The sequence below is a fragment of the Nonomuraea sp. NEAU-A123 genome (genome assembly GCF_018603905.1).
GTDB lineage: Bacteria > Actinomycetota > Actinomycetes > Streptosporangiales > Streptosporangiaceae > Nonomuraea.
Map to the genome: position 1 here is coordinate 346318 of NZ_JAHFZZ010000004.1, position 19112 is coordinate 365429.

A 19112-nucleotide genomic window follows, 5' to 3' on the forward strand; every position below is an offset into this window, starting at 1 on the left:
AGAAACCCCTGAGACGGACGGGTCAGCCCAAGATCGCGTAGACGGTGGACGCCCGCGCGGCCGACTCGGCGGCTCCGTCGGCCGTCAGCGTGACCTCCGAGAAGGCCAGCGTGCGGCCGAGCTTGGAGATGCGCACGTCGATGAGCAGATCCTGGCCCGCGACCGGCCGCTGGAACGTCGTCGACTGCTGCACCGTGGTCATCGGCACGAACCCGCCCCGCGCCGAGGAGATCGCGATGACCGTGGCGGTGTCGGCGGCGGCCATCATGGCCTGGCCGCACAGCCCGCCGCCCTCCCTGGCCAGCGCGTCGGACCAGGGCAGGCACACCACCGCGTGGCGCTCGCCCAGCTCCCGCACGCGCAGCCCGAGCTGCTGGATCCAGGGCGCGAAGTAGTCGCGCAGAATGGCCTCACCGTCTTCTGGAGTCACCGGCCCATCATGCACGCTGGGAACCATGAGCGAGGAGACGCGGCGAGAGCCTGTGGACAACTTTCCACCACGGACGCCGCCTGTGGACAACCCGCCGACGCCGCAGATGCCGCTGCCAGTAGGTGATGTCTTCTTGCCGTCCACGTACGCGCAGGCCGTACCGTACGAGCTGTATGACCGGCTGCGGCGGGAAGCCCCCGTCTGCAGGATTCCGGAGCCGGCCGTGGGTCCCTGGCGCGAGGGGCCCGGCTACTGGGGCGTGTTCCGGCACGCCGATGTCAAGCACGTGCTGCGCGCGGCCGATGACTTCTCCTCGCACCTGGGCGCCACGCAGATCCGCGACCCCGACACCCCCGCCGACCTGGCCTTCGTACAGGCGATGATGCTGAACACGGACCCGCCTGACCACTCCCGGCTGCGCAGGATCGTGGCGGCCGCGTTCACGCCGCGCGCCGTGCGGGCGCTGGAGCGGACGATCGCCGAGCGGGCCGCGTCGCTGTTCGCCGCGGGCACGTGCGACTTCGTGGAGATCGCCGCCGACCTGCCCGTCTGGACGCTCGCGCACGTCATGGGCGTGCCGGACGAGGACAGGCGGCTGCTGTACGACTGGGCGTCCCGGGTGATCGGCTACCAGGACGCCGACTACGCGGGTCTGTCCACGGCCGACGCCGCGTCGCTCAGCCCGATCGGCCGTCTCGCCACCGCCTCCCGTCCGCGGCTCGAACCGGGCATGAACCCCCGCTCCAGGGCGGCGTTGGCGGACATGTTCGCGTACGCGCACGCCCTGGCGGAGGCCACACACGGCGAGTCGGTCATGGCGGCGATGATGGACGGCGGACTGACCGAGGCGGAGTTCGAGAACATGTTCTTCCTGTTCGCCGTCGCCGGAAACGAGACGCTGCGCAACGGCATCCCCGGCGGCCTGCTCACCCTCCTCGACCACCCCGCCGAGCTGGCCCGCCTGCGCGCCGAGCCGTCCCTGCTCGGTTCGGCGGTGGAGGAGATGCTGCGGTTCTGGCCGCCCGTCATGGACTTCCGCCGTACGGCCACCCGCGACCTCACGCTCGGCGGCCGGCGCATCCGGGCGGGCGAGAAGGTGGTCGTCTACCACGCCTCCGCCAACCGCGACCCGTCCGTCTTCCCCGACCCCGGCCGGTTCGACGTCGCCCGCACCCCGAACGACCACGTCAGCTTCGGCTTCGGCCCGCACTTCTGCCTCGGCGCCCACCTGGCGCGCGTCCAGTTCCGCGCGGTCTTCACCGAGCTGCTCTCATGGGACGTCGAGCTCGCGGGCGCGCCCGTCCGGCTCACCTCCAACTTCCAGAACGGGCTCAAACACCTCCCCGTACGGCTGACCCGCCACCGCGGAAAATCGGTTGACCTCGGCTCATAGGCTCGGCCGCATGGAGGAGATCGACTATCTTTCCGTCAACCGCGCCAACTGGGACGAACGCGTCCCCATCCACGTGGCCAGCGACTTCTACGACGTCGCCGCGTTCCGGGGCGGAGCCGGCACGATCAGGGAGTTCGAGCTGGCCGAGGTGGGCGACGTGACCGGCCGCGACCTCGTCCACCTGCAGTGCCACTTCGGCCTCGACACGCTCTCCTGGGCGCGGAGAGGGGCCCGGGTGACCGGGCTCGACTTCTCCGAGACCGCCATGACCAAGGCCCGGGAGCTGGCCGAAGACGCGGGGATCGGGGCGAGGTTCGTCGCGGCCGACGTGTACGACGCGGCCGAGGCGCTGGGGGAGACCTACGACATCGTCTACACCGGCATCGGCGCCCTGGTCTGGCTGCCCGACCTCACCCGGTGGGCGCGCACGGTGGCGTCGCTGCTGCGGCCGGGCGGGTTCCTGTATCTGGCGGAGTTCCACCCCTTCGCCGACATCCTGGACTCCGAGACGGGGACGACGGTGACGTACGACTACTTCGACCACGGCCCCCAGGTGTGGCGGTTTCCGCACACGTACACCGGCTCCGAAGTGCTGGAGAACGACACGACGGTCCAGTTCCAGCACGGCATCGGCGAGGTGGTCAGCGCGGTGGCCGCCGCCGGGCTGCGGGTGGAGTTCCTGCGCGAGCACGACCACACGCTCTACCTCCGCTTCGGCACGCTGCGGCCCGACGGCCCGCGGTTCCGGCAGCCCGAGGGCAGACCGGCGGTCCCGCTCATGTACTCGCTGCGCGCCTCAGCCAGTGGCGGATCGTCTCCGGCAGTCTGACCCCGAACCGCTCATACCAGGCAGATCACGAGTGACATGGGCGCATTGTTCCTGAGGAAAGGCATCGTAAGATTTCCGCCGTGAAGGCTCCCGCAATCATCAAGACCGCCGCCGACTGGGCCTTGCCGTACTGGACCCGGGGGCAGGCGGGGCGCGAGACGCCGCCCGACCTGTTCAGGGTCCTCTACTACGGCTGGCTGGTGGCGCTCACGTTCAAGCTGCTCGGCTCGGCCTGGGACGTCTCGTGGCACTTCAAGTGGCTGCGCGACGACCTGGCGCCTCCCCACCTGCTCAACTCCGCCGGTACGGCCCTGGCCCTCGCACTGACCGTGATCCACGGCTACACCGGCTACGGCGTGGACAAGGCGGCGCTGAGGCTGATCCAGTGGGGCACCGGGGTGTTCCTCGTCGCCGTGCCGCTCGACCTGATCAACCACCGGGTCAACGGCCTGGACATCACCTCGTGGAGCCCGTCCCACCTCATGCTCTACACCGGCACGTTCTTCATGATCGCCGGGGTGATCCGCGGCTGGTTCATGGGCGCGCCGCCCGGCAGGGAGCGCACGGTCATGCTGGGCGCCTACTTCGCGTTCTTCCTGGAGAACGTGCACTTCCCCGAACAGCACCAGGAGTACGGCATCCTGTCGATCGGCGCCTGGGACAACCACGCCCCCTACGCCGAAGACATCCTGCTGCGGTTCGCCGCCGACCAGATGGGCCGCCCGGTCGACGGGGTGATGATGACCCGCTTCTCCCTTCCCGTGCCGGATTTCCTGTATCCGGTGTACGCGGTGGTCGTCGGGGTGACCGTGCTGGTCGTGGCCCGGATGATGATCGGCAGGTTCGGCGCGGCGACGCTGGTGGCCGCCTCCTACGTGGGGTTCAGGGCGGTGGTCTGGCCGATGCTGACGTTCACCGGCTTCCCGCCGTCCGCGGTGCCGTTCTTCCTGGTGATCGGCGGCCTCTGCGTGGACCTCGCGTTCGCGGTGCGGCTTTCCTCGCGTGGTCTGGCGCCGGTGCGCGCGGTGCTCGGGGCGGCCGCGGCGACGGCCGCCGTCTACGGTGCGCTGGTCGCGCAGAGCTCGATCATGGGCCAGGTGTACGGCGCGCTGAAGGGGCAGACCGGCCTGCTCGGCGCGCCGCCCCTGGTCATGTCGTCGGCCGTCTGGGCCGGGCTGGGGTTGATGGCCGCCTGGCTGGCCTGCGAGTGGTTCGCGACGCGGCGTCAGCCGATCGAGGCCCGGGTGATCGCCACCGCCACGCCGTAGGCCAGCCCCATCAGGGCGACCTCGGCCGCCACCCAGCCGACCACGGCCGTGGGTTCGGCCCGGCGGATGAGCGGCATCAGCCGGAACCGGACGTGCGCGGCCAGCGGCACCACCAGCGCGGTGAGCATCAGCTTGACCACCACCAGCACCCCGTAGTGGCTGGTCACGATGGCGCCCGGCAGCTCCACGCCGGGCGTCAGCGCCATCGTGCCGAGCCCGGTGATCAGCCCCGACAGGCCGACCAGCAGCAGGCAGACGGTCGCCATCCTGGAGAAGCGCGGCAGCGCGACGGCCAGCAGCGACGGGCGCGGCGCGACGAACACCGCCGTCGCCACCAGCCCGCCCGCCCACGCCGCCGCGCCCATCACGTGCGTCTCCATCGCGATCATGATGGGGTCGTGCCAGACGGAGTTGACCGCGTGACCGGTCACCGGAATGGGCAGCAGACCGAACAACGCCACGATGATCCGCAGCTCGGCGGGCACCTTCTCGCCGAACCGCACCGCCATCAGCCCGATGCCCGCCGCCATGAGCGCGCACGCGGCGCTGAACAGGAGCCCCTGGCCGGTGCCGACGCCGTCGACGTACGCGGCGATCATGCCGAGTGTGGGCAGGCCGCCCGGGTTCAGCTCGGCCGTCTGGAACACGATGGTCAGCAGCGCGCAGACCGCCCACACCCACGCGGCGGTGACGGTGAGCGGCCGCGTCCTGCGCAGGACCGGCTCGGTCAGCTCAGGCGCGTCGAAGCCGAGCAGCTTGGGCACCAGGCTCAGCCCCACGACGGCCACGGCGGCCAGATCGAGCAGCACCCGCACGACCGGCAGCCCGTACGCCACGATCGGCCCCGGCATCGGGATGCCCGGCACCGCCTCCTGCGCGGTGAACGTGCTGGCCACCACGGCCGCGACGATCGCGCACACCGCGAACGCCCCGACCACCCAGCGCCCGCCGACCCGCGGCCTCGGGGGAGCGGCGATCGTCACGCGTCCGCCCTCTCGCCGCCACGAGTGTCACCGTCGCGGTCGCCGGTCACAACGCGGCCCGCGGCCTCGCCGACCCGTGTGTCGCCATCGGGCGCCGGGGTGCGAGCGCGGCGCAGGGCCACGGCCGTGCCGGCGGCCAGCACCAGCAGCGCTCCCACGATCCAGACGACGGCCATCCCCGCCCCGCCGTTCGCCGCCGCTTCGGCGGCGTCGGCTCCGGTGGCGCCCTGGGCCGGGTCTTGCGTGCCGGAGTCCTTCTGCACGGCCGTGGCGTCCGCCGCGAGGGTGAAGCCGATCTTGCCCGTGACCGGATGCCCGTCGGCCGACAGGATCCGGTAGCCCACCACATAGGCTCCGCCCGCGCGCAGCGGTTTGACCTTGACCGACACCTTCTCGGCGGCGACCTCGGCCGATCCGTCGGCCCACGCCGTGCCGTCGGCGCCGGTCACGCCCACCTGCGCGTATCCCTGGCGTACCGCCTGGTCGAAGACGAGCGTGATCCGCGCGGGCGCGGCGGTCAGCGTCGCCCCGTCCTTGGGATCGCTGCCGACCAGCACGTTGTGCGCTTGCGCCGGGAGAGCGACGCCCACCCCGGCGAACGCGAGCAGCACGATCACGCATAGCCGCCTCACGAACACCTCCAGTTTCGCCGCCGGGCGGGCCGGTGAACCGTGCCCTACAACTCAACGATCGTTTCCAGAACCCGCATATCGTCTCACCATGACGAACCTGTTCGGCGGCGCCGCCCCTTACTACGCCAAGTACCGGCCCGGCCACGGAGAGGAGGCCATCGACTGCCTGGCGCGGGCGTTCGGCCCCGCCAGCCGGGTGCTCGACCTCGGCTGCGGCCCCGGTACGGTGGCGATCCCGCTGGCGGCCGCCGTGCGCGAGGTGATCGCCGTGGACCCGGACGCCGGCATGCTGGCCGAGGGCGGGCGCGTCGCCGCCGGTACGCCGAACATCCGCTGGCTGTCCGGCGACTCCACGACGCTGGCCGCATTGCCGCCCTTCGACGACGTCGTCATGGGCAGGTCGTTCCACTGGATGGACCGCAGAGCCGTCCTGGCCGAGCTGGACCGGCTGCTGCCGCCGGACGGCGCGGTGGCCCTCGTCGGGCCTTCCCGCGACCCGGGCGAGCATCCGTGGGAGCCGGTCGTCCGGCCGGTGCGCGCCGCGTTCGCGTCGGACGAGCTGGTGGCGGTCAACTCCTTCCAGGCTACCGGGGAGCACCACGACGACGTGCTCGTGGACTCGCCGTTCGACCGGCTGGAGTCGAGCCGGTTTGAACAGTGGCTGACCTGGGACCTCGATGCCGTGCTCGGGTTGCAGCTGTCGTACTCCTACACCACTCCCAGCAAGCTCGGCGACCGGGTGGCGGAGTTCACCGACGCGGTCAGGCAGGTGCTCATCGCCGACAACCCGTCGGGCGTGTGGGAGGAGCGGGCGGTCACCGAGGTGCTGATCGCCCGCCGCTCCTGACCTCAGGCCCAGATGCCCATGACCTGCCAGATCCGCCTGGTGAGAGCGTTCACCAGGCCGATCTCGGAGCACAGCTCGCGGGTCCTGCCCACCGAGTCGCGGATCTCCCGCTTGGCCGCCGGGTCGCGCAGGTACACCTCGGCCACCACGTCACGCGGGATGGCGAACCGCCTGATCATCGGCCCGGGCGGCGCCAGCATGATCCTGGCCATGATCCCCAGGATGATCGGCGAGGCGACACCCAGCATGAGGCGCCGGTATCGCGGCATCCTCGGCACCCGGTCGCGCAGGTAGTGCCGGGCGAACGAGATGTGCCTGGCCTCCTCCGCGATGTGGATGCGCATGATCGTCTCCTCGAGCGGGTGATGGGCCCGGTCGTCCTTGAGCACCTTGCGCTGGACGTGGTCGATCGGGTCCTCGCCGCCGAGCACGAACACGAAGAACAGCTCGGTCGAGATCAGCGGGATCCAGGGGGCGACCTGCGCGAGCAGGCTGAGCGGCCCCGGCATGCCGCGCACCGGGAGTTTCGTGCGGTTGACGAACTCCTGGAACATCATCCCGTGATGCCCCTCTTCGATGGTCTCGTGGTAGACGTAGCGGAATTCGGGGGCTCCGTTCGGCAGTCGATAGGCGTAGTTGAGCAGGCCCCGTTTGAGCAGGTTCTCGAACTGCAGCCCGATCTTCATCGCCGTGGCCACCCGCCACAGCCCGATCCTGGCCCGCGTCTCGGGGGAGCGGGCGAGGTACCACGGATGGCCGCCGAGCCGGTCGACCTCGGGCAGCTCCCAGCGGGGATCGCTCTGGTCGACGAGGAACTCCGGATCGTCCCAGGGGATGTCCTTGTACGGCTCCCAGTGCTTGTCGACCGACGCCTTCGAGAGGCGTTCGATGACCGCCTCGTAGGTGCTCCGGTCGTCGTTCTCCCTGGCGGCGGTAGAGCTCGGTGCGCGTGTCATCGCCTGCTCCTCTCCTCGCCCGGTAATTGTACGAAGCATCTAATAAGAGAGGAAGAGTGAGGCGGGTCACAGATCGTCCGGGCTGATGCCCACCTCGGCAGCGGCCGTCCTGCGGACGAGCTGGGTGGCCCAGCGGCGCGTCACGACCTTGGGGTGCACGTGGATCTGGATGGCCAGCCCGTCGTGCAGTGCGAAGATCCGCCAGGTGGACTCCTCGGGATCGGGGCAGACGAAGTCGCCCGACGCCACGCCGGCCTCGATGATCCCGCGCAGCACCACCCTGCCCCGGCTGTCGAGCCGTCGCGAGGTCTGCTCCAGCTCTTTGTTCCGCATGGACTCCGCCCACGCGTCGATCCACAGCCGCCAGCCCTCTGCCGAGCCCGCGGGGGAGGAGCGCCGCAGCAGGAAACGGAGTTTTTCGCGCGGGGGGCTCGGCGAGCGCTCGATTTCGTCAAGAAGGTCGAGATGGATCCGAGCGGCGTAGGCGAACGCCTGCGCGAACAGCTGATCTTTGGTCTCGAAGTGGTAGAAGAGCAATGCCTGGCTCACACCGGCGGCTCTGGCGATGTCGACCGTCCTGGTATGCCCGAACCCCTGCTCGGCGATGACCTCGCAGGCCGTCTTCAGTAAATCCTCGCGCCGTAATCGGCTGAAACCCCGTGTCACAGCGGGCCACTTTAACTACTAGCCCGGGGGATTTGTAGGACAAACCGGGCACCGGTGTCGGAATCTTCGACCGTGAGAGTACCACCGTGCGCCGTGGCGATCTCGCGGGCGATGGACAGCCCGAGCCCCGTGCCCCCGTCGTCGCGGTTGCGCGAGGTGTCCAGCCGGGTGAACCGGCGGAACACGGTCTCGCGCTGCTCCGGAGCGATCCCCGCGCCGTCGTCCTGGACCTCCAGTACGGCCCCGCCGCCCCGCTCGTCGACGGTCACGGTGATCGTGGACTCGGCGTGCCGCTCGGCGTTGTCGAGCAGGTTCGCCAGCAGCCGGGTCAGGCGCAGCCGGTCACCGGTCACCACCACCCCTGTACGCAGGCGCCGCTCCACCCGCTTGCCGGGCGCCCTGCGTACCAGCTCCTCCTCGACCAGTTCGGCCAGGTCCACGTCGGCCCCGACGCCGGGCGCGCCCGCGTCGAGCTTGGCCAGCGTCAGCAGGTCGGTGACGATGGCCTGCAGCCGATCGAGGCTCGACAGCAGGGCCACGGCGGTCCGCGGCCAGTCGGCCTCGTCCGGGTGGAGCATGGCCTCCTCGATCTGGGTGCGCATGGCGGTGATCGGGCTGCGCAGGTCGTGCGAGGCGTCGGCGGCGAACCTGCGCTCCTGCTCGACCGCGTGCTCCAGCCGGTCCAGGGTCTGGTTCACGGTCCAGGCGAGGTCGTCGAGCTCGTCCCGGTGCGGCAGGGGCGGCACCCGGCGACCCAGGTCCGTGGCGGTGATCTCGGCCAGCTCGGTCTTGATGTTCGTGACGGGCCGCAGCGCTCTGTTCACCGTCAGCCAGGACACGTAGGCCGTGATCGAGGAGAGCAGCAGCACGCCGAGCAGTACGCCCAGCACGTAGAGCGGGCTGATGTACCAGGGGACGACGGGGATGTAGGCGTAGACCATCCAGAACGTCGCGCCGACCGGCGTCCGGTACCCCACGGCGATCAGGCACTCTCCGCCCGCTACCCGCGAGGTGCAGACGACGTTGTCCACCCGGTTGTCGTCGCCCGTGGACGTGTCCGTGGTGAGCGGCGGCTGGCCCAGCAGCCGCGGACTGGCCTGCCGCACCATGCCCTGGTCGTCGACCACCTGGATGAGGTCGACCTCCTCGGTGTTCACCATCGGCCTGATCCGCTCCGGGGGGATCCGCTGGACGGCGAGCGCGACCCGGCGCGCCGTCTTGGCCGCGTGCTCGGTCTCGTAACCGGTGAGCAGGGCGTGCACGAGTGGTGTGATGAGCATCGCGGTGACGGCGTAGCCGGCCAGCGTGGAGAGCAGGGCGACCACCGTCAGTCTGCGCCGCACCGACCACTTGGCGAACACCCCTCAGCCCTCCGCGATCGGCAGCCGCATCACGAATCGGGCGCCGCGGTCGGAGTCCTCCAGGGTCAGGGTGCCCTCGTGGGCCAGCGCGATCTCGCGGGCGATGGCCAGCCCGAGCCCGGTGCCGCCGGCGTCGCGCTCGCGCGCGGCGGCCAGCCGGGTGAAGCGCTGGAACGCGACCTCCCGCTGGTCGGGCGCGATGCCCGCGCCGTCGTCGAGGACTTCGAGTACGGCCAGCCCGAGGTGGCGCCGTACGGACACCACGACCTGGGACTCGGCGTGGCGCTCGGCGTTGTCCAGCAGATTGGTGAGCAGGCGGGCCAGTTGGAGCCGGTCGCCCATGACGGTCACGCCCGGCCGCAGCTCCGTGATCACCGGCTTCGACCGTCGCCTGGCCGTCTCGGCGCCGGCCAGCTCGGCCAGGTCCACGGGCTCGCGGTCGGCGGGGGCGCCCGCGTCGAGCCTGGCCAGCGTCAGCAGGTCGCCGACGATGGCCTCGAGGCGGTCCATGCTGCCCAGCAGCGCCACCCCGGTCCGCCGCCAGTCGGCGTCGGCGGGGTACAGCAGGGCCTCCTCGATCTGGACGCGCATGGCGGTGATCGGGCTGCGCAGGTCGTGCGAGGCGTCGGCGACGAACCTGCGCTGCCGCTCGACCGCCTGCTCCAGCCGGGCGATGGGCGTGAGGGTCCTGCTCACCGCCCGCGACACCCCGAACCAGGTCAGCGCCACCAGGGCGAGCGAGTCGCCGCCCAGGAACCCCAGCACGGCCGGGTGGACGTACCGCGGGACCATGGCCCTGGCCGCGTAGACCAGCCAGTCGCCGTCCCGCTCGTAGACGCGCAGGACGACCAGGATCTCGCACCTGCCGGGGAAGTCGGGCAGGTCGCACACGACCTGGGTGCGGCCGGCGTTGTCGTGGTCGGGCGTCAGCCGGCTCATGGGCGGACGGCCGGTCAGGTTCTCCGTCGTGGACACCACGCGCCCGGCCGGGTCGACGACCTGGATCCCGTCCACCTCGCTCCTGATCCGCGCGGGCAGCTCGTCCCGCTTGACCAGGTGCACGACGCGCAGGGCGGCGGTGAGCGCCTCGTTCGTGCGGTACTCGACCGCCGTGGTGCGCACCGCGTACAGCACGAACGCGCTCACCACGACGCACAGCAGCGCCATGGCGACGCTCGCGAACAGCGTCAGCCGCGCACGCACGGACCGCCCGAACCGTGTGACCACACCTTTCCCCCCGGCGATCAGCCGATCACACTAAGTCACCGCCATCCTAATTAACGGAGATTCGGCGACAAATCAGCATAAAACGCCAACAGAACAGTGCTCTATGCGTGCCGCATCCGGCTGGTTAGAGTAAGTGAGCACTGATGCCAGGGAGACGATGTGAACCTTGATGAGTATCGGCGTACCGCCAGGGCCTGGCTCCTCGACAACGCCCCGTCCGGCGAGTCCCCCGAGGGCGACCCGGTCGCCAGGGCCAAAGACTTCATGGCCAGGCTCTACGACGCCGGATACTCCGGCATCACCTGGCCGGCGCGCTGGGGCGGCCAAGGGCTGACGCAGGCGGAGGAGCGCGCGTTCGCCGCCGCGGCCCGCGACTTCACCTTGCCCATCTACGTCTTCTCGATCGGCCTCGGCATGACCGGCCCGACGCTGGTCGACCGGGGCACCGACGAGCAGCGCGAACGCTTCCTCCGGCCGCTCCTGCGCGGCGAGGAGATCTGGTGCCAGCTCTTCTCTGAGCCGGGCGCGGGCAGCGACGTGGCCAGCCTGCAGACCAGGGCCGTACGCGACGGCGACGACTGGATCGTCAACGGCCAGAAGGTCTGGACCTCGGTCGCCCACCACGCCGACTGGGGGCTGCTGCTGGCCCGCACCGACGTCGAGGTGCCCAAGCACAAGGGTTTGACCATGTTCGTGGTCGACATGCGCCATCCGGGCGTGACGGTCAGGCCCCTCAAGGACATGACCGGCCGGGCCAACTTCAACGAGATCTTCTTCGACGACGTCCCCATCCCCGACGAGCACCGTGTCGGCGACGTCAATGACGGCTGGAGTGTCGCGGTCACGACCCTCCTGCACGAGCGGCTGTCGATCTCGGCGGGCGTCGGCATGGGCACGGGCAAGGACGACCCCACCTCGCTGGCGGCGTTGCGCCAGGTGGTCGACACCGCCGACCCGCTGGTCAGGGACGAGCTCGTCGAGCTGCACATCCGCTCGCGCGCGCTCGCGCTGTTCAACCAGCGCCTGTCCCAGGAGACCAAGGCGGGGATCTTCCCCGGTGCCCGCGGCAGCGCCGCCAAGCTGCTGCTGGCCGAGCTGTACCTGTTCCAGGCGGACCTCGCGACCCGGCTCGTCGGGCCCGAGTCGGTCGTCGGCGGCCACCCGCTGGCCCACGCGATCTCCCAGGCCCCGGGCATGTCGCTGGGCGGCGGCACCAACGAGATCATGCGCAACATCATCGGCGACCGCGTGCTCAACCTGCCGCCCGAACCCCGGGTGGACAAGACCGTGCCGTTCAAGGACCTGAAGGTGGGGACACAGGGGTGAAGCTCGTACTCAGCCAGGAGCAGCAGGAGCTGCGCGCCGCCGTCCGTGCGTTCCTGGCCGCGGCCTCGCCGCTGCCCAAGGTCCGCGACGGCTACGACCGGGAGGTGTACGCGCGGCTCAACGGGGAGCTCGGCCTGTCCGGGCTGATCGTCCCCGAGGAGTACGGGGGAGCGGGCGCGGGCTTCGCGGAGCTGGCCGTCGCGCTGGAGGAGACGGGCGCCGCGCTGCTGCCCGGACCCTTCCTGGCCACGGTGTTCGCCACGATCGCGCTGACCCGGGTGCCGGACAAGGAGCTGCTGACCGGCATCGCCGAAGGCCGCGTCGTGGCCACCCTCGCCCAGCCACCGGCCGACTCCGACGTGACCGCCTCATCGGGCTCGCCGGGCTCGTCGAGGGACTCGGGCGAGCTGGGTGAGGCCGGCGGTGGCGTGACCGTGCGCGGCACGCTGGCGCAGGTGCTGGGCGGCATGGAGGCCGACGTGCTCGTGGTGCCCGCGCTGACCGGCGACGGCGTGGTCATGACGGCCGTCGACCTGACCGGGCCCGGCGTCACCAGGACCGCCCTGGAGACGCTCGACCTGACCCGCGGCCAGGCCCAGGTGACCTTGGACGACGCGCCGGCCCGGGTGATCGGCCCGGCGGCGCCGGGCGTCGGCGACCGGCTCGCCGTGGCGCTGGCGGCCGAGCAGCTCGGCGTGCTGCGGGCCGCGCTGGACGCCATCGTCGCCTACGCCAAGATCAGGGTCGCCTTCGGCCGGTACATCGGCTCCTACCAGGGGGTCAAGCACAAGCTCGCCGACATGCACTGCAAGCTGGAGCAGGCCGAGTCGATCGTCCGCTTCGCCGCCTGGGCCGCCGACGAGTCGCCGGACGAGCTGCCCGCCGCCGCGGCGCTGGCCCAGGCGTACGTGGGGCGGGCCTGCTTCGAGGTGGCCCGCGACCACCTGCTGCTGTACGGCGGCATCGGCTACACCTGGGAGCACGACGCGCACCTGTTCTACAAACGGGCCAAAGCCGACGAAGTGCTGCTCGGCCCGCCGCGCATCCACCGCGCCCGCCTCGCCGACCTGCTGGAGCTGTGATGGACATCAACGGCCTGCCCGGCTTCTACGCGATCGCCTCCGCCGACCCCGACCGGCTCGCGGTCATCGACGTGGACGGGTCCCGGACCACGTACGGCGAGCTGCTCGCCCGGGTCAACCAGGTGTCACACGGCCTGCGCGCCCGCGGGCTCATCGACGGCGACGTGGTGGCCGGCGTGCTGCCGAACGGCCTCGACGCGGTGATCATGCTGATGGCCACCGGGCAGATCGGCCTCTACTACGTGCCGATCAACTGGCATCTCACCGAGGCGGAGGTGACCTACATCCTGGACGACTGCGACGCCAAGATCGTGGTCACCGCGGACGGCCACGTACCCGGGAGCGAGATCGGCACGGCCGGGCTGGCCCAGGGGCAGCCCGAGGACGCGCCCGGCGGGCGGATGTCCGGGGCGGTCATGTGGTACACCTCCGGCACCACCGGCTTCCCCAAGGGCGTGCAGCGGCGGCTGTCCGGAGCCCAGCCCGAGGCGCTCGTCCCGCTCTACGTGTGGTTCTTCGGCGAGATCGTGGACCTGGTGCCCGGCGAGGCCGTGCACCTGGTCACCTCGCCGATGTACCACTCGGCGCCGTGCGCCCACACGCAGTTCGCGCTGCACCTCGGCCACACCGTGGTGATCACGCCGCGCTTCGAGCCGGAGAGCATCCTGGAGCTGGTCGAGCGCCACCGGGTGACGAACGCGATGATGGTGCCGACCATGTTCCACCGGATGCTGCAGCTGCCCGCCGAGGTCAGGGCGCGCTACGACGTGTCGAGCCTGCGCCAGGTCATCCACACCGGCGCCGCCTGCCCGGTGGCGGTCAAGCAGGGGATCATGGACTGGTGGGGGCCGGTGCTCTACGAGTACTACGGCTCGACCGAGTCGACGATCGCCTTCTCGGTCAAGCCCCGGGACTGGCTGGAGCGGCCCGGCACGGTGGGCAGGCCGGCGCCCACGTTCGAGGCCAAGATCCTCGACGAGGCCGGGGAGGAGCTGCCGCCCGGCGAGCCGGGCATGATCTACGTCAAGTCCAGCATGGGCACCTTCGAGTACCGCAAGGACCCGGCGAAGACGGCCGCCAGCATGCGCGGCGACTGGTACGCCCCCGGCGACATCGGCTTCCTGGACAAGGACGGCTTCCTGTTCCTGTGCGACCGGCGCACCGACCTGATCGTGTCCGGCGGGGTCAACATCTACCCGGCCGAGATCGAGGCCGCGCTGCTGGAGCACCCCTCCGTGGCGGACGTGGCCGTCATCGGGGTGCCCGACGAGGAGTGGGGGCACAGCGTGGTCGCCCTCGTCCAGCCCGTGGCGGGCGTCACGGGCGACGCCGAGCTCACCGCCCAGTTGCTGCGGCACTGCGAGCCGCGCATCGCCCGCTTCAAGCACCCGAAGGTGATCGAGTACCGGGACGCGCTGCCCCGCACGCCGACGGGGAAGCTGTCCCGGTCCAAGGTCAGGCAGGAGTTCCTGGACGCGCGGTGAAGACCAGCTCGTCGGTGTAGCGCGGCCCGTCCGGCCCGTCGCCCAGATAGAAGCGGGTCGACAGCGTACGGTCGGCCGTGTCGAACACCGTGCTCCAGATCGTGCGGAACGGCAGGTCCTGGTCCGGCCCCACCTCGGCCAGGCTCTTGCGCAGGTCGGCCGCCGACATGGTGGCGCCCTTGCTCCGCTCGTACAGCGAGCGCAGCCGCCCGAACGTCTGGAGGCTGGCCTCGGTGTCCGGGGGCAGGTTCATCGGGTCGGGGTTGAGGTGCAGCAGGTGGTTGGTGACGCACAGCGGCGCGTCGCCGAACTCGATGATGTGCTCCTTGCCGTCCTTGCCGCGCTCCCACACGAACGCCCCGCCGTGCGCGTCGGCGACGAGGTAGTGCAGCGGCGCGCCGTGGTCGTACTGCTTCGCGCCGAGCAGCGCCTGCTTGGCCTGCTCCACGTTCTCGCAGGTGTCGACGACGAACCTGGGCAGTTGTACGCTGTTCAGCCCGACCTGCGGGGCGGGGTCCCGCGGTGGCGCGGCGGTGACGATGTCGGCGATGAGCAGCATGACGACAAGGCCGGCCTCGTTGACGCCGTCCATGCAGCCGTCGAGTTCGTTCATCGTGATGACGGTCGAGGCCAGGCCGGTGTCGGGCACCGTGGTGATCACGTACGGCCTGGACGACATCGGCAGCTCGTCCGGCCGTGGCGCCTGGCCCATGATCTCGCTGGTGGTCACGGTGAAGAAGTCGTAGTTGCGGCCCACCCTGCCGTGGCCGTCGGTGCTCGCGGACGGCGGGCACCACAGCGCCGAGCAGCCCGAGCCCGCGGGCGCGTAGCTCAGCCCGTCGAGGGCCAGCTCGTCCTGGTCGGGGTCGAGACCGAGCGCCGCGGCGGCGCCGTCCATGCGGGCGTGGTGCTGCGGCCAGTGCCGCTCGAACCAGGTCCGGCGGGCCCGGTTGACGGCGGGGTCGAGCGGCCTCGGCGCCCAGCCGAGCCGGCGGGCCTCCTCGGTGAGCGCGCGGCCGATCTCCGTCTGGCTGCCGTGGAGGGTCAAGTGCCGGACGAGCTGGAAGTCGGTCCGGCCGCCGGCGATCTGCTTCATGTTCTTCATGCCCGCCAGGCTGCCGCTGGCCGCTGACCATTCTCCTACCGTCCGCTGACCGCCCTCATCGGCGAGGGCCGTTCACCGCGCGGCGGTAGCGGTCCGACAGCCGCAGGACGTGCTCGGCCAGCTCCGGCGGGTCGAGCACCTCGAAGTCCACGCCGATGAACCCGATCCACACGGCCATCCCGTGCAGGTCGTCGCCGCCCAGCCTGGCCAGGCAGGTGGCCTCGTCGACCGGCTCGATCTCCAGCCCCAGCGGCAGCCGGCGCATCGCCTCGGCCGGGCTGTGCAGCAGCACCGTCGCGCGATAGCGCCACATCGCCGTGTTCACGCCCTTCTCCACGTACGCGGCCACGTCACCGTCGCCCGGCAGCTGGCGGGGCGTGAACCGCGGCCCCGTGGCCGGTGTGCGCAGCAGGACGCGGTCCCCCCGGAACGTCCGCCAGTCCCGCCGCTCGATGTCGTAGCCGACCAGATACCAGCGGCCGCGCCGGTGCACGAGCCGGTGCGGCTCGACGTCGCGCAGGCTCGAGGAGCCGTCGTGGCCGGTGTAGTCGAAGCGGAGCCGTTCGTGGTCGCGGGCGGCGTTGGCGATCGTGGTCAGCACCTCGGGCGCCACCGAAGGGCCGCCGCCGGGGATCTGGACCGTGTAGGTGTTCAGGGCGTTGACCCGGCGCCGCAGCCGAGACGGCAGCACCTGCTCCAGCTTGGCCAGGGCGCGCACGGAGGTCTCCTCGATGCCCTGGACGCCGCCGCCCGCCGCCCGGCCGAGCCCGACGGCCACCGCCACGGCCTCCTCGTCGTCGAGCAGCAGCGGCGGCAGCGCGGCCCCGGCGCCGAGCCGGTAGCCGCCCGCGACGCCCGGCGTGGCGTGCACCGGGTAGCCGAGGCTGCGCAGCCGCTCGACGTCGTTGCGGATCGTCCTGGTCGAGACCCCGAGCCGCGCGGACAGCTCGGGCCCTGACCACTCCTTGTGCGCCTGGAGCAGGGAGAGCAGCTTGAGCAGGCGGGCCGAGGTGTCCAGCATGCCTACCAGTCTGCCCGCTATCGCGGAAAGCCTCGTTCCGTATTAAGGACGATCTCGCCGAGTCGCTCCAGCCGGAACTACTCGACGTTGACCAGCAGCACCGCCTTGCCGACCAGTTCCCTGGACGCCAGGGCGGCGTGCGCCTCGGCCGCCCGCTCCAGCGGCACGGCCAGGCCGATCACGGTAGCGAGCCGGCCCGCCGCCGTCTCGGCCATCGTCCGTTCGGCCAGCCGCCTGAACCGCTCGGGCGTGAACTGGACCTGCTCCATGCCGACCAGGCGGACGCCCCGCGCCTCGGCCTCGCCCGGGTCCACCTGGGCGGTGGAGCCGCTCGGCACGCCGTACGCGAAGAACGTCCCGCCACGCGCCACCAGGTGGAACGCCGCGCTCCCGACCTGGCCACCGACACCGTCGAACACGACATCGAAGCCGCCTGTGAGCTCGTCATAACCGAGCGTCGTGGTAGCGCCGAAACGTACCGCGGCCTCGCGCTTGGCCGGGTCGTGGGCCGCGGCCGTGACCTCGGCGCCCGCCGCGGCGGCGAGGCGCACCAAGGGCAGGCCCAGCGCCCCACCCGCGCCCGTGACCAGCACGCGGGCGCCCGGTTTGAGCTCGGCGGCGTCGATCAGGCTGAGCGCCGCCGGACCCACCTGGATCAGCGCGCCCGCCTCGCGCGGGCCCACCTCGTCGGGCACCGCGACCAGCGTGTCCAGCTCGGCCACCGCCCGCTCGGCGTACCCGCCGGACGGAAGGAGCGCGGCCACCCGCCTCCCCGTCCACGCCGGGTCGACGCCCTCGCCGACGGACAGCACCCGCCCGGCCACCCCCGTGCCGGGTACGTACGGCGGCCGGAGCGGGAACCACTCCTTGCCCCACCCCGCCCGCAACTGCGCGTCGATGGACATCACATCCACGACGGAGACGCCGATCACCACCTGCCCCGGACCCGCCACCGGATCCGGGGCCCGCTTGACCGCCAGCACCTCGGGACCGCCGAAACCTGTCACCTCGACAACGTTCATGGCACCGAGTCTGTGACCTCAACCTCGGTTGAGGTCAACCGAACAGTTTCTGCGCCTGCTGGATCACCGTCAGCACGGTGAGCGTGCCGAAGAAGGCGATGGACCAGACGAGCGCGCCCAGCCGGTACGACCTGACCTTGATGGCCGCCGGCAGCGACCCGCGGTTGAGCACGATCAGCAGGATCGAGTAGACGAACATCATCACCGCCGCGAAGCTGGCCGAGAACACCAGCAGGATCAGCGGCTGGTCGAACCCGAGCAGCAGGATCGTGATGCCGATCAGGGCCATCGCCCACACCACGATGAAGTACACGCGGTTCACGGACATGGCCCTGTCCCGCAGGTAGACGGTCTTGATCGTGTCGGAGGCGAGCCGGGAGGTGTAGTCGACGATGCCCATGGCCGAGGCGAACAGCGACAGCGCCCCGATCACCCAGAACAGCACGCCGAACCACGGTCCGACCGTCGTCTTCAGCGCCTCCCCCTCGACCTGGAGGAACCCGATGCCGTTGGCCAGCCCCGGCTTACCGAACACCGTGGAGTAGGCGAGCATCGACATCAGCGCGATCGTCAGGAACGACACCAGCGCGAACGTCGACGCCTGCTCGATGTTCGCGAAGCGCCACCACTGGCGCCACCGGGCCAGGTTCTCCTTGGTCGGCGCGAACTGGAAGCCCGTCGACGCGGCCGCCTCCTCCTGGCCGGTGACCGGGCTGACCAGGCGCGGCACGTACAGGCCCATGCCGAAGCCCTTGTCGCGGATCCAGTTGCTCTGGCACAGGTTCTGGCCGCCGCCCGCGCCCGCGTAGGCGATCGCGCCCATCAGCAGCGCGAACTCCAGCGGCGGCACGGGGAACCGCGCCCCGACGGTCAGGCCCTTGCCCAGCGCGACCCAGCTCTCGGCGTTGATGGCGAACAGGATCGCGACCACCGCGAGTATCAGCACCAGGGCGATCTTCACGAAGATCACCCGTTCCAGCAGGACGTAGATGACGGGCGCCATCGTCAGCCCGATCGCGATCACCAGCAGCATGCCGATCGCGATCCAGCGCACGCTGCCCTCGCCCGTGCCGGTCAGGTAGGTCATCATCGTGGCCGACGTGGTCACCCAGCCGGGCCACAGGTTCGAGCCGAGTGTCATCAGGACGAAAACGAGGCCCCAGTGCTTCCACATCCTGCTGAAACCGGTCAGCGCGGTCTCGCCGGTGGCCAGCGTGTAGCGCTCGATCTCCATGTTGAGGAACCACTGGGTGATGATGCCGATCGCGGCGCCCCAGATGAAGACCAGGCCGACCTGGGAGGCGATGTACGGCCAGAGGATGAACTCGCCGGACGCCAGTCCGACCCCCGCGCCCACCAGGCCGGGGCCGATGATGCGCCAGGTCGTTCGAGGGGGGTCAGGCAGGTCGCGGACGGTGACGGGCGGGAGGACTCGTGCGGGAACGGTCGGGGTGAACTCCGCCATGCCGATCTCCTTGCT

At 71.1% G+C, this 19112-nt stretch carries 18 protein-coding genes; 7 read left to right on the forward strand and 11 right to left on the reverse strand.

Features of this window, described 5'->3' with window-relative positions:
- Positions 1 to 22 precede the first annotated feature (22 nt).
- Positions 23 to 430, reverse strand: a complete 408-nt coding sequence (locus KLK06_RS62280) for a PaaI family thioesterase (RefSeq protein WP_214635831.1) — start codon at positions 428 to 430, stop codon at positions 23 to 25.
- 25 nt (positions 431 to 455) lie between these two features.
- On the opposite strand from KLK06_RS62280, the gene KLK06_RS13865 reads away from it, so the two are divergent.
- From KLK06_RS13865 to KLK06_RS13875, 3 genes are all read left to right on the forward strand, one after another.
- The gene (locus KLK06_RS13865; protein WP_250905364.1) at positions 456 to 1823 is read left to right on the forward strand and encodes a cytochrome P450; all 1368 of its coding nucleotides are present in this window, start codon (positions 456 to 458) and stop codon (positions 1821 to 1823) included.
- A 10-nt stretch (positions 1824 to 1833) separates the two neighbouring features.
- A complete protein-coding gene (locus KLK06_RS13870; protein WP_214635832.1) occupies positions 1834 to 2652 on the forward strand; it encodes a bifunctional 2-polyprenyl-6-hydroxyphenol methylase/3-demethylubiquinol 3-O-methyltransferase UbiG in 819 nt (272 codons plus the stop codon).
- An 80-nt stretch (positions 2653 to 2732) separates the two neighbouring features.
- Entirely contained in the window at positions 2733 to 3920 is a 1188-nt protein-coding gene (locus tag KLK06_RS13875) for a hypothetical protein (protein ID WP_308168230.1), read from the forward strand.
- On the opposite strand, the gene KLK06_RS62285 is transcribed toward KLK06_RS13875, so the two are convergent.
- Together KLK06_RS62285 and KLK06_RS13885 are read right to left on the reverse strand one after the other, a co-directional pair.
- A complete protein-coding gene (locus KLK06_RS62285; RefSeq protein ID WP_214635833.1) occupies positions 3878 to 4903 on the reverse strand; it encodes a copper resistance D family protein in 1026 nt (341 codons plus the stop codon). The two genes, KLK06_RS13875 and KLK06_RS62285, sit on opposite strands and share 43 nt — an antisense overlap.
- On the reverse strand, positions 4900 to 5535 hold the full coding sequence (locus KLK06_RS13885) for a copper resistance CopC family protein (RefSeq protein ID WP_214635834.1): 636 nt from the start codon (positions 5533 to 5535) through the stop codon (positions 4900 to 4902). The genes KLK06_RS62285 and KLK06_RS13885 overlap by 4 nt, the downstream gene beginning before the upstream one ends.
- Before the next feature lie 88 nt (positions 5536 to 5623).
- Here KLK06_RS13885 and KLK06_RS13890 point away from each other — a divergent pair, with 88 nt between their 5' ends.
- Positions 5624 to 6382, forward strand: a complete 759-nt coding sequence (locus KLK06_RS13890) for a class I SAM-dependent methyltransferase (RefSeq protein ID WP_214635835.1) — start codon at positions 5624 to 5626, stop codon at positions 6380 to 6382.
- A 2-nt stretch (positions 6383 to 6384) separates the two neighbouring features.
- Here KLK06_RS13890 and KLK06_RS13895 read toward each other — a convergent pair whose 3' ends face one another.
- The 4 genes from KLK06_RS13895 to KLK06_RS13910 all read right to left on the reverse strand — a co-directional run bounded on the left by KLK06_RS13895 (position 6385) and on the right by KLK06_RS13910 (position 10592).
- A complete protein-coding gene (locus KLK06_RS13895; protein WP_214635836.1) occupies positions 6385 to 7338 on the reverse strand; it encodes a diiron oxygenase in 954 nt (317 codons plus the stop codon).
- Positions 7339 to 7404: 66 nt separating this feature from the next.
- Complete coding sequence (locus KLK06_RS13900) at positions 7405 to 8004, reverse strand: TetR/AcrR family transcriptional regulator (RefSeq protein WP_214635837.1); 600 nt, start codon at positions 8002 to 8004, stop codon at positions 7405 to 7407.
- An 11-nt stretch (positions 8005 to 8015) separates the two neighbouring features.
- Complete coding sequence (locus KLK06_RS13905; RefSeq protein WP_214635838.1) at positions 8016 to 9365, reverse strand: HAMP domain-containing sensor histidine kinase; 1350 nt, start codon at positions 9363 to 9365, stop codon at positions 8016 to 8018.
- Between the two features lie 3 nt (positions 9366 to 9368).
- The gene (locus KLK06_RS13910) at positions 9369 to 10592 is read right to left on the reverse strand and encodes a HAMP domain-containing sensor histidine kinase (protein ID WP_308168231.1); all 1224 of its coding nucleotides are present in this window, start codon (positions 10590 to 10592) and stop codon (positions 9369 to 9371) included.
- Between the two features lie 159 nt (positions 10593 to 10751).
- Between KLK06_RS13910 and KLK06_RS59830 the strand changes: the two genes are divergently transcribed.
- From KLK06_RS59830 to KLK06_RS13925, 3 genes are read left to right on the forward strand one after another with little or no spacing between them, the layout of a single operon-like run.
- Positions 10752 to 11918: an acyl-CoA dehydrogenase family protein gene (locus KLK06_RS59830; RefSeq protein ID WP_214635839.1), complete on the forward strand. Its 1167-nt coding sequence runs from the start codon at positions 10752 to 10754 to the stop codon at positions 11916 to 11918.
- The gene (locus KLK06_RS62290; RefSeq protein WP_214635840.1) at positions 11915 to 13000 is read left to right on the forward strand and encodes an acyl-CoA dehydrogenase family protein; all 1086 of its coding nucleotides are present in this window, start codon (positions 11915 to 11917) and stop codon (positions 12998 to 13000) included. Before KLK06_RS59830 ends, KLK06_RS62290 begins: the two co-directional genes overlap by 4 nt.
- A complete protein-coding gene (locus KLK06_RS13925; protein ID WP_214635841.1) occupies positions 13000 to 14484 on the forward strand; it encodes an AMP-binding protein in 1485 nt (494 codons plus the stop codon). Before KLK06_RS62290 ends, KLK06_RS13925 begins: the two co-directional genes overlap by 1 nt.
- On the opposite strand, the gene KLK06_RS13930 is transcribed toward KLK06_RS13925, so the two are convergent.
- From KLK06_RS13930 to KLK06_RS13945, 4 genes are all read right to left on the reverse strand, one after another.
- A complete protein-coding gene (locus tag KLK06_RS13930; protein ID WP_214635842.1) occupies positions 14456 to 15589 on the reverse strand; it encodes a C45 family autoproteolytic acyltransferase/hydolase in 1134 nt (377 codons plus the stop codon). The two genes, KLK06_RS13925 and KLK06_RS13930, sit on opposite strands and share 29 nt — an antisense overlap.
- Before the next feature lie 55 nt (positions 15590 to 15644).
- Complete coding sequence (locus KLK06_RS13935) at positions 15645 to 16610, reverse strand: YafY family protein (protein ID WP_214635843.1); 966 nt, start codon at positions 16608 to 16610, stop codon at positions 15645 to 15647.
- A gap of 77 nt (positions 16611 to 16687) precedes the next feature.
- Positions 16688 to 17632, reverse strand: a complete 945-nt coding sequence (locus KLK06_RS13940; RefSeq protein WP_250905365.1) for a zinc-binding dehydrogenase — start codon at positions 17630 to 17632, stop codon at positions 16688 to 16690.
- Between the two features lie 34 nt (positions 17633 to 17666).
- Complete coding sequence (locus KLK06_RS13945) at positions 17667 to 19097, reverse strand: Nramp family divalent metal transporter (protein ID WP_214635844.1); 1431 nt, start codon at positions 19095 to 19097, stop codon at positions 17667 to 17669.
- Between the last annotated feature and the right edge of the window lie 15 nt (positions 19098 to 19112).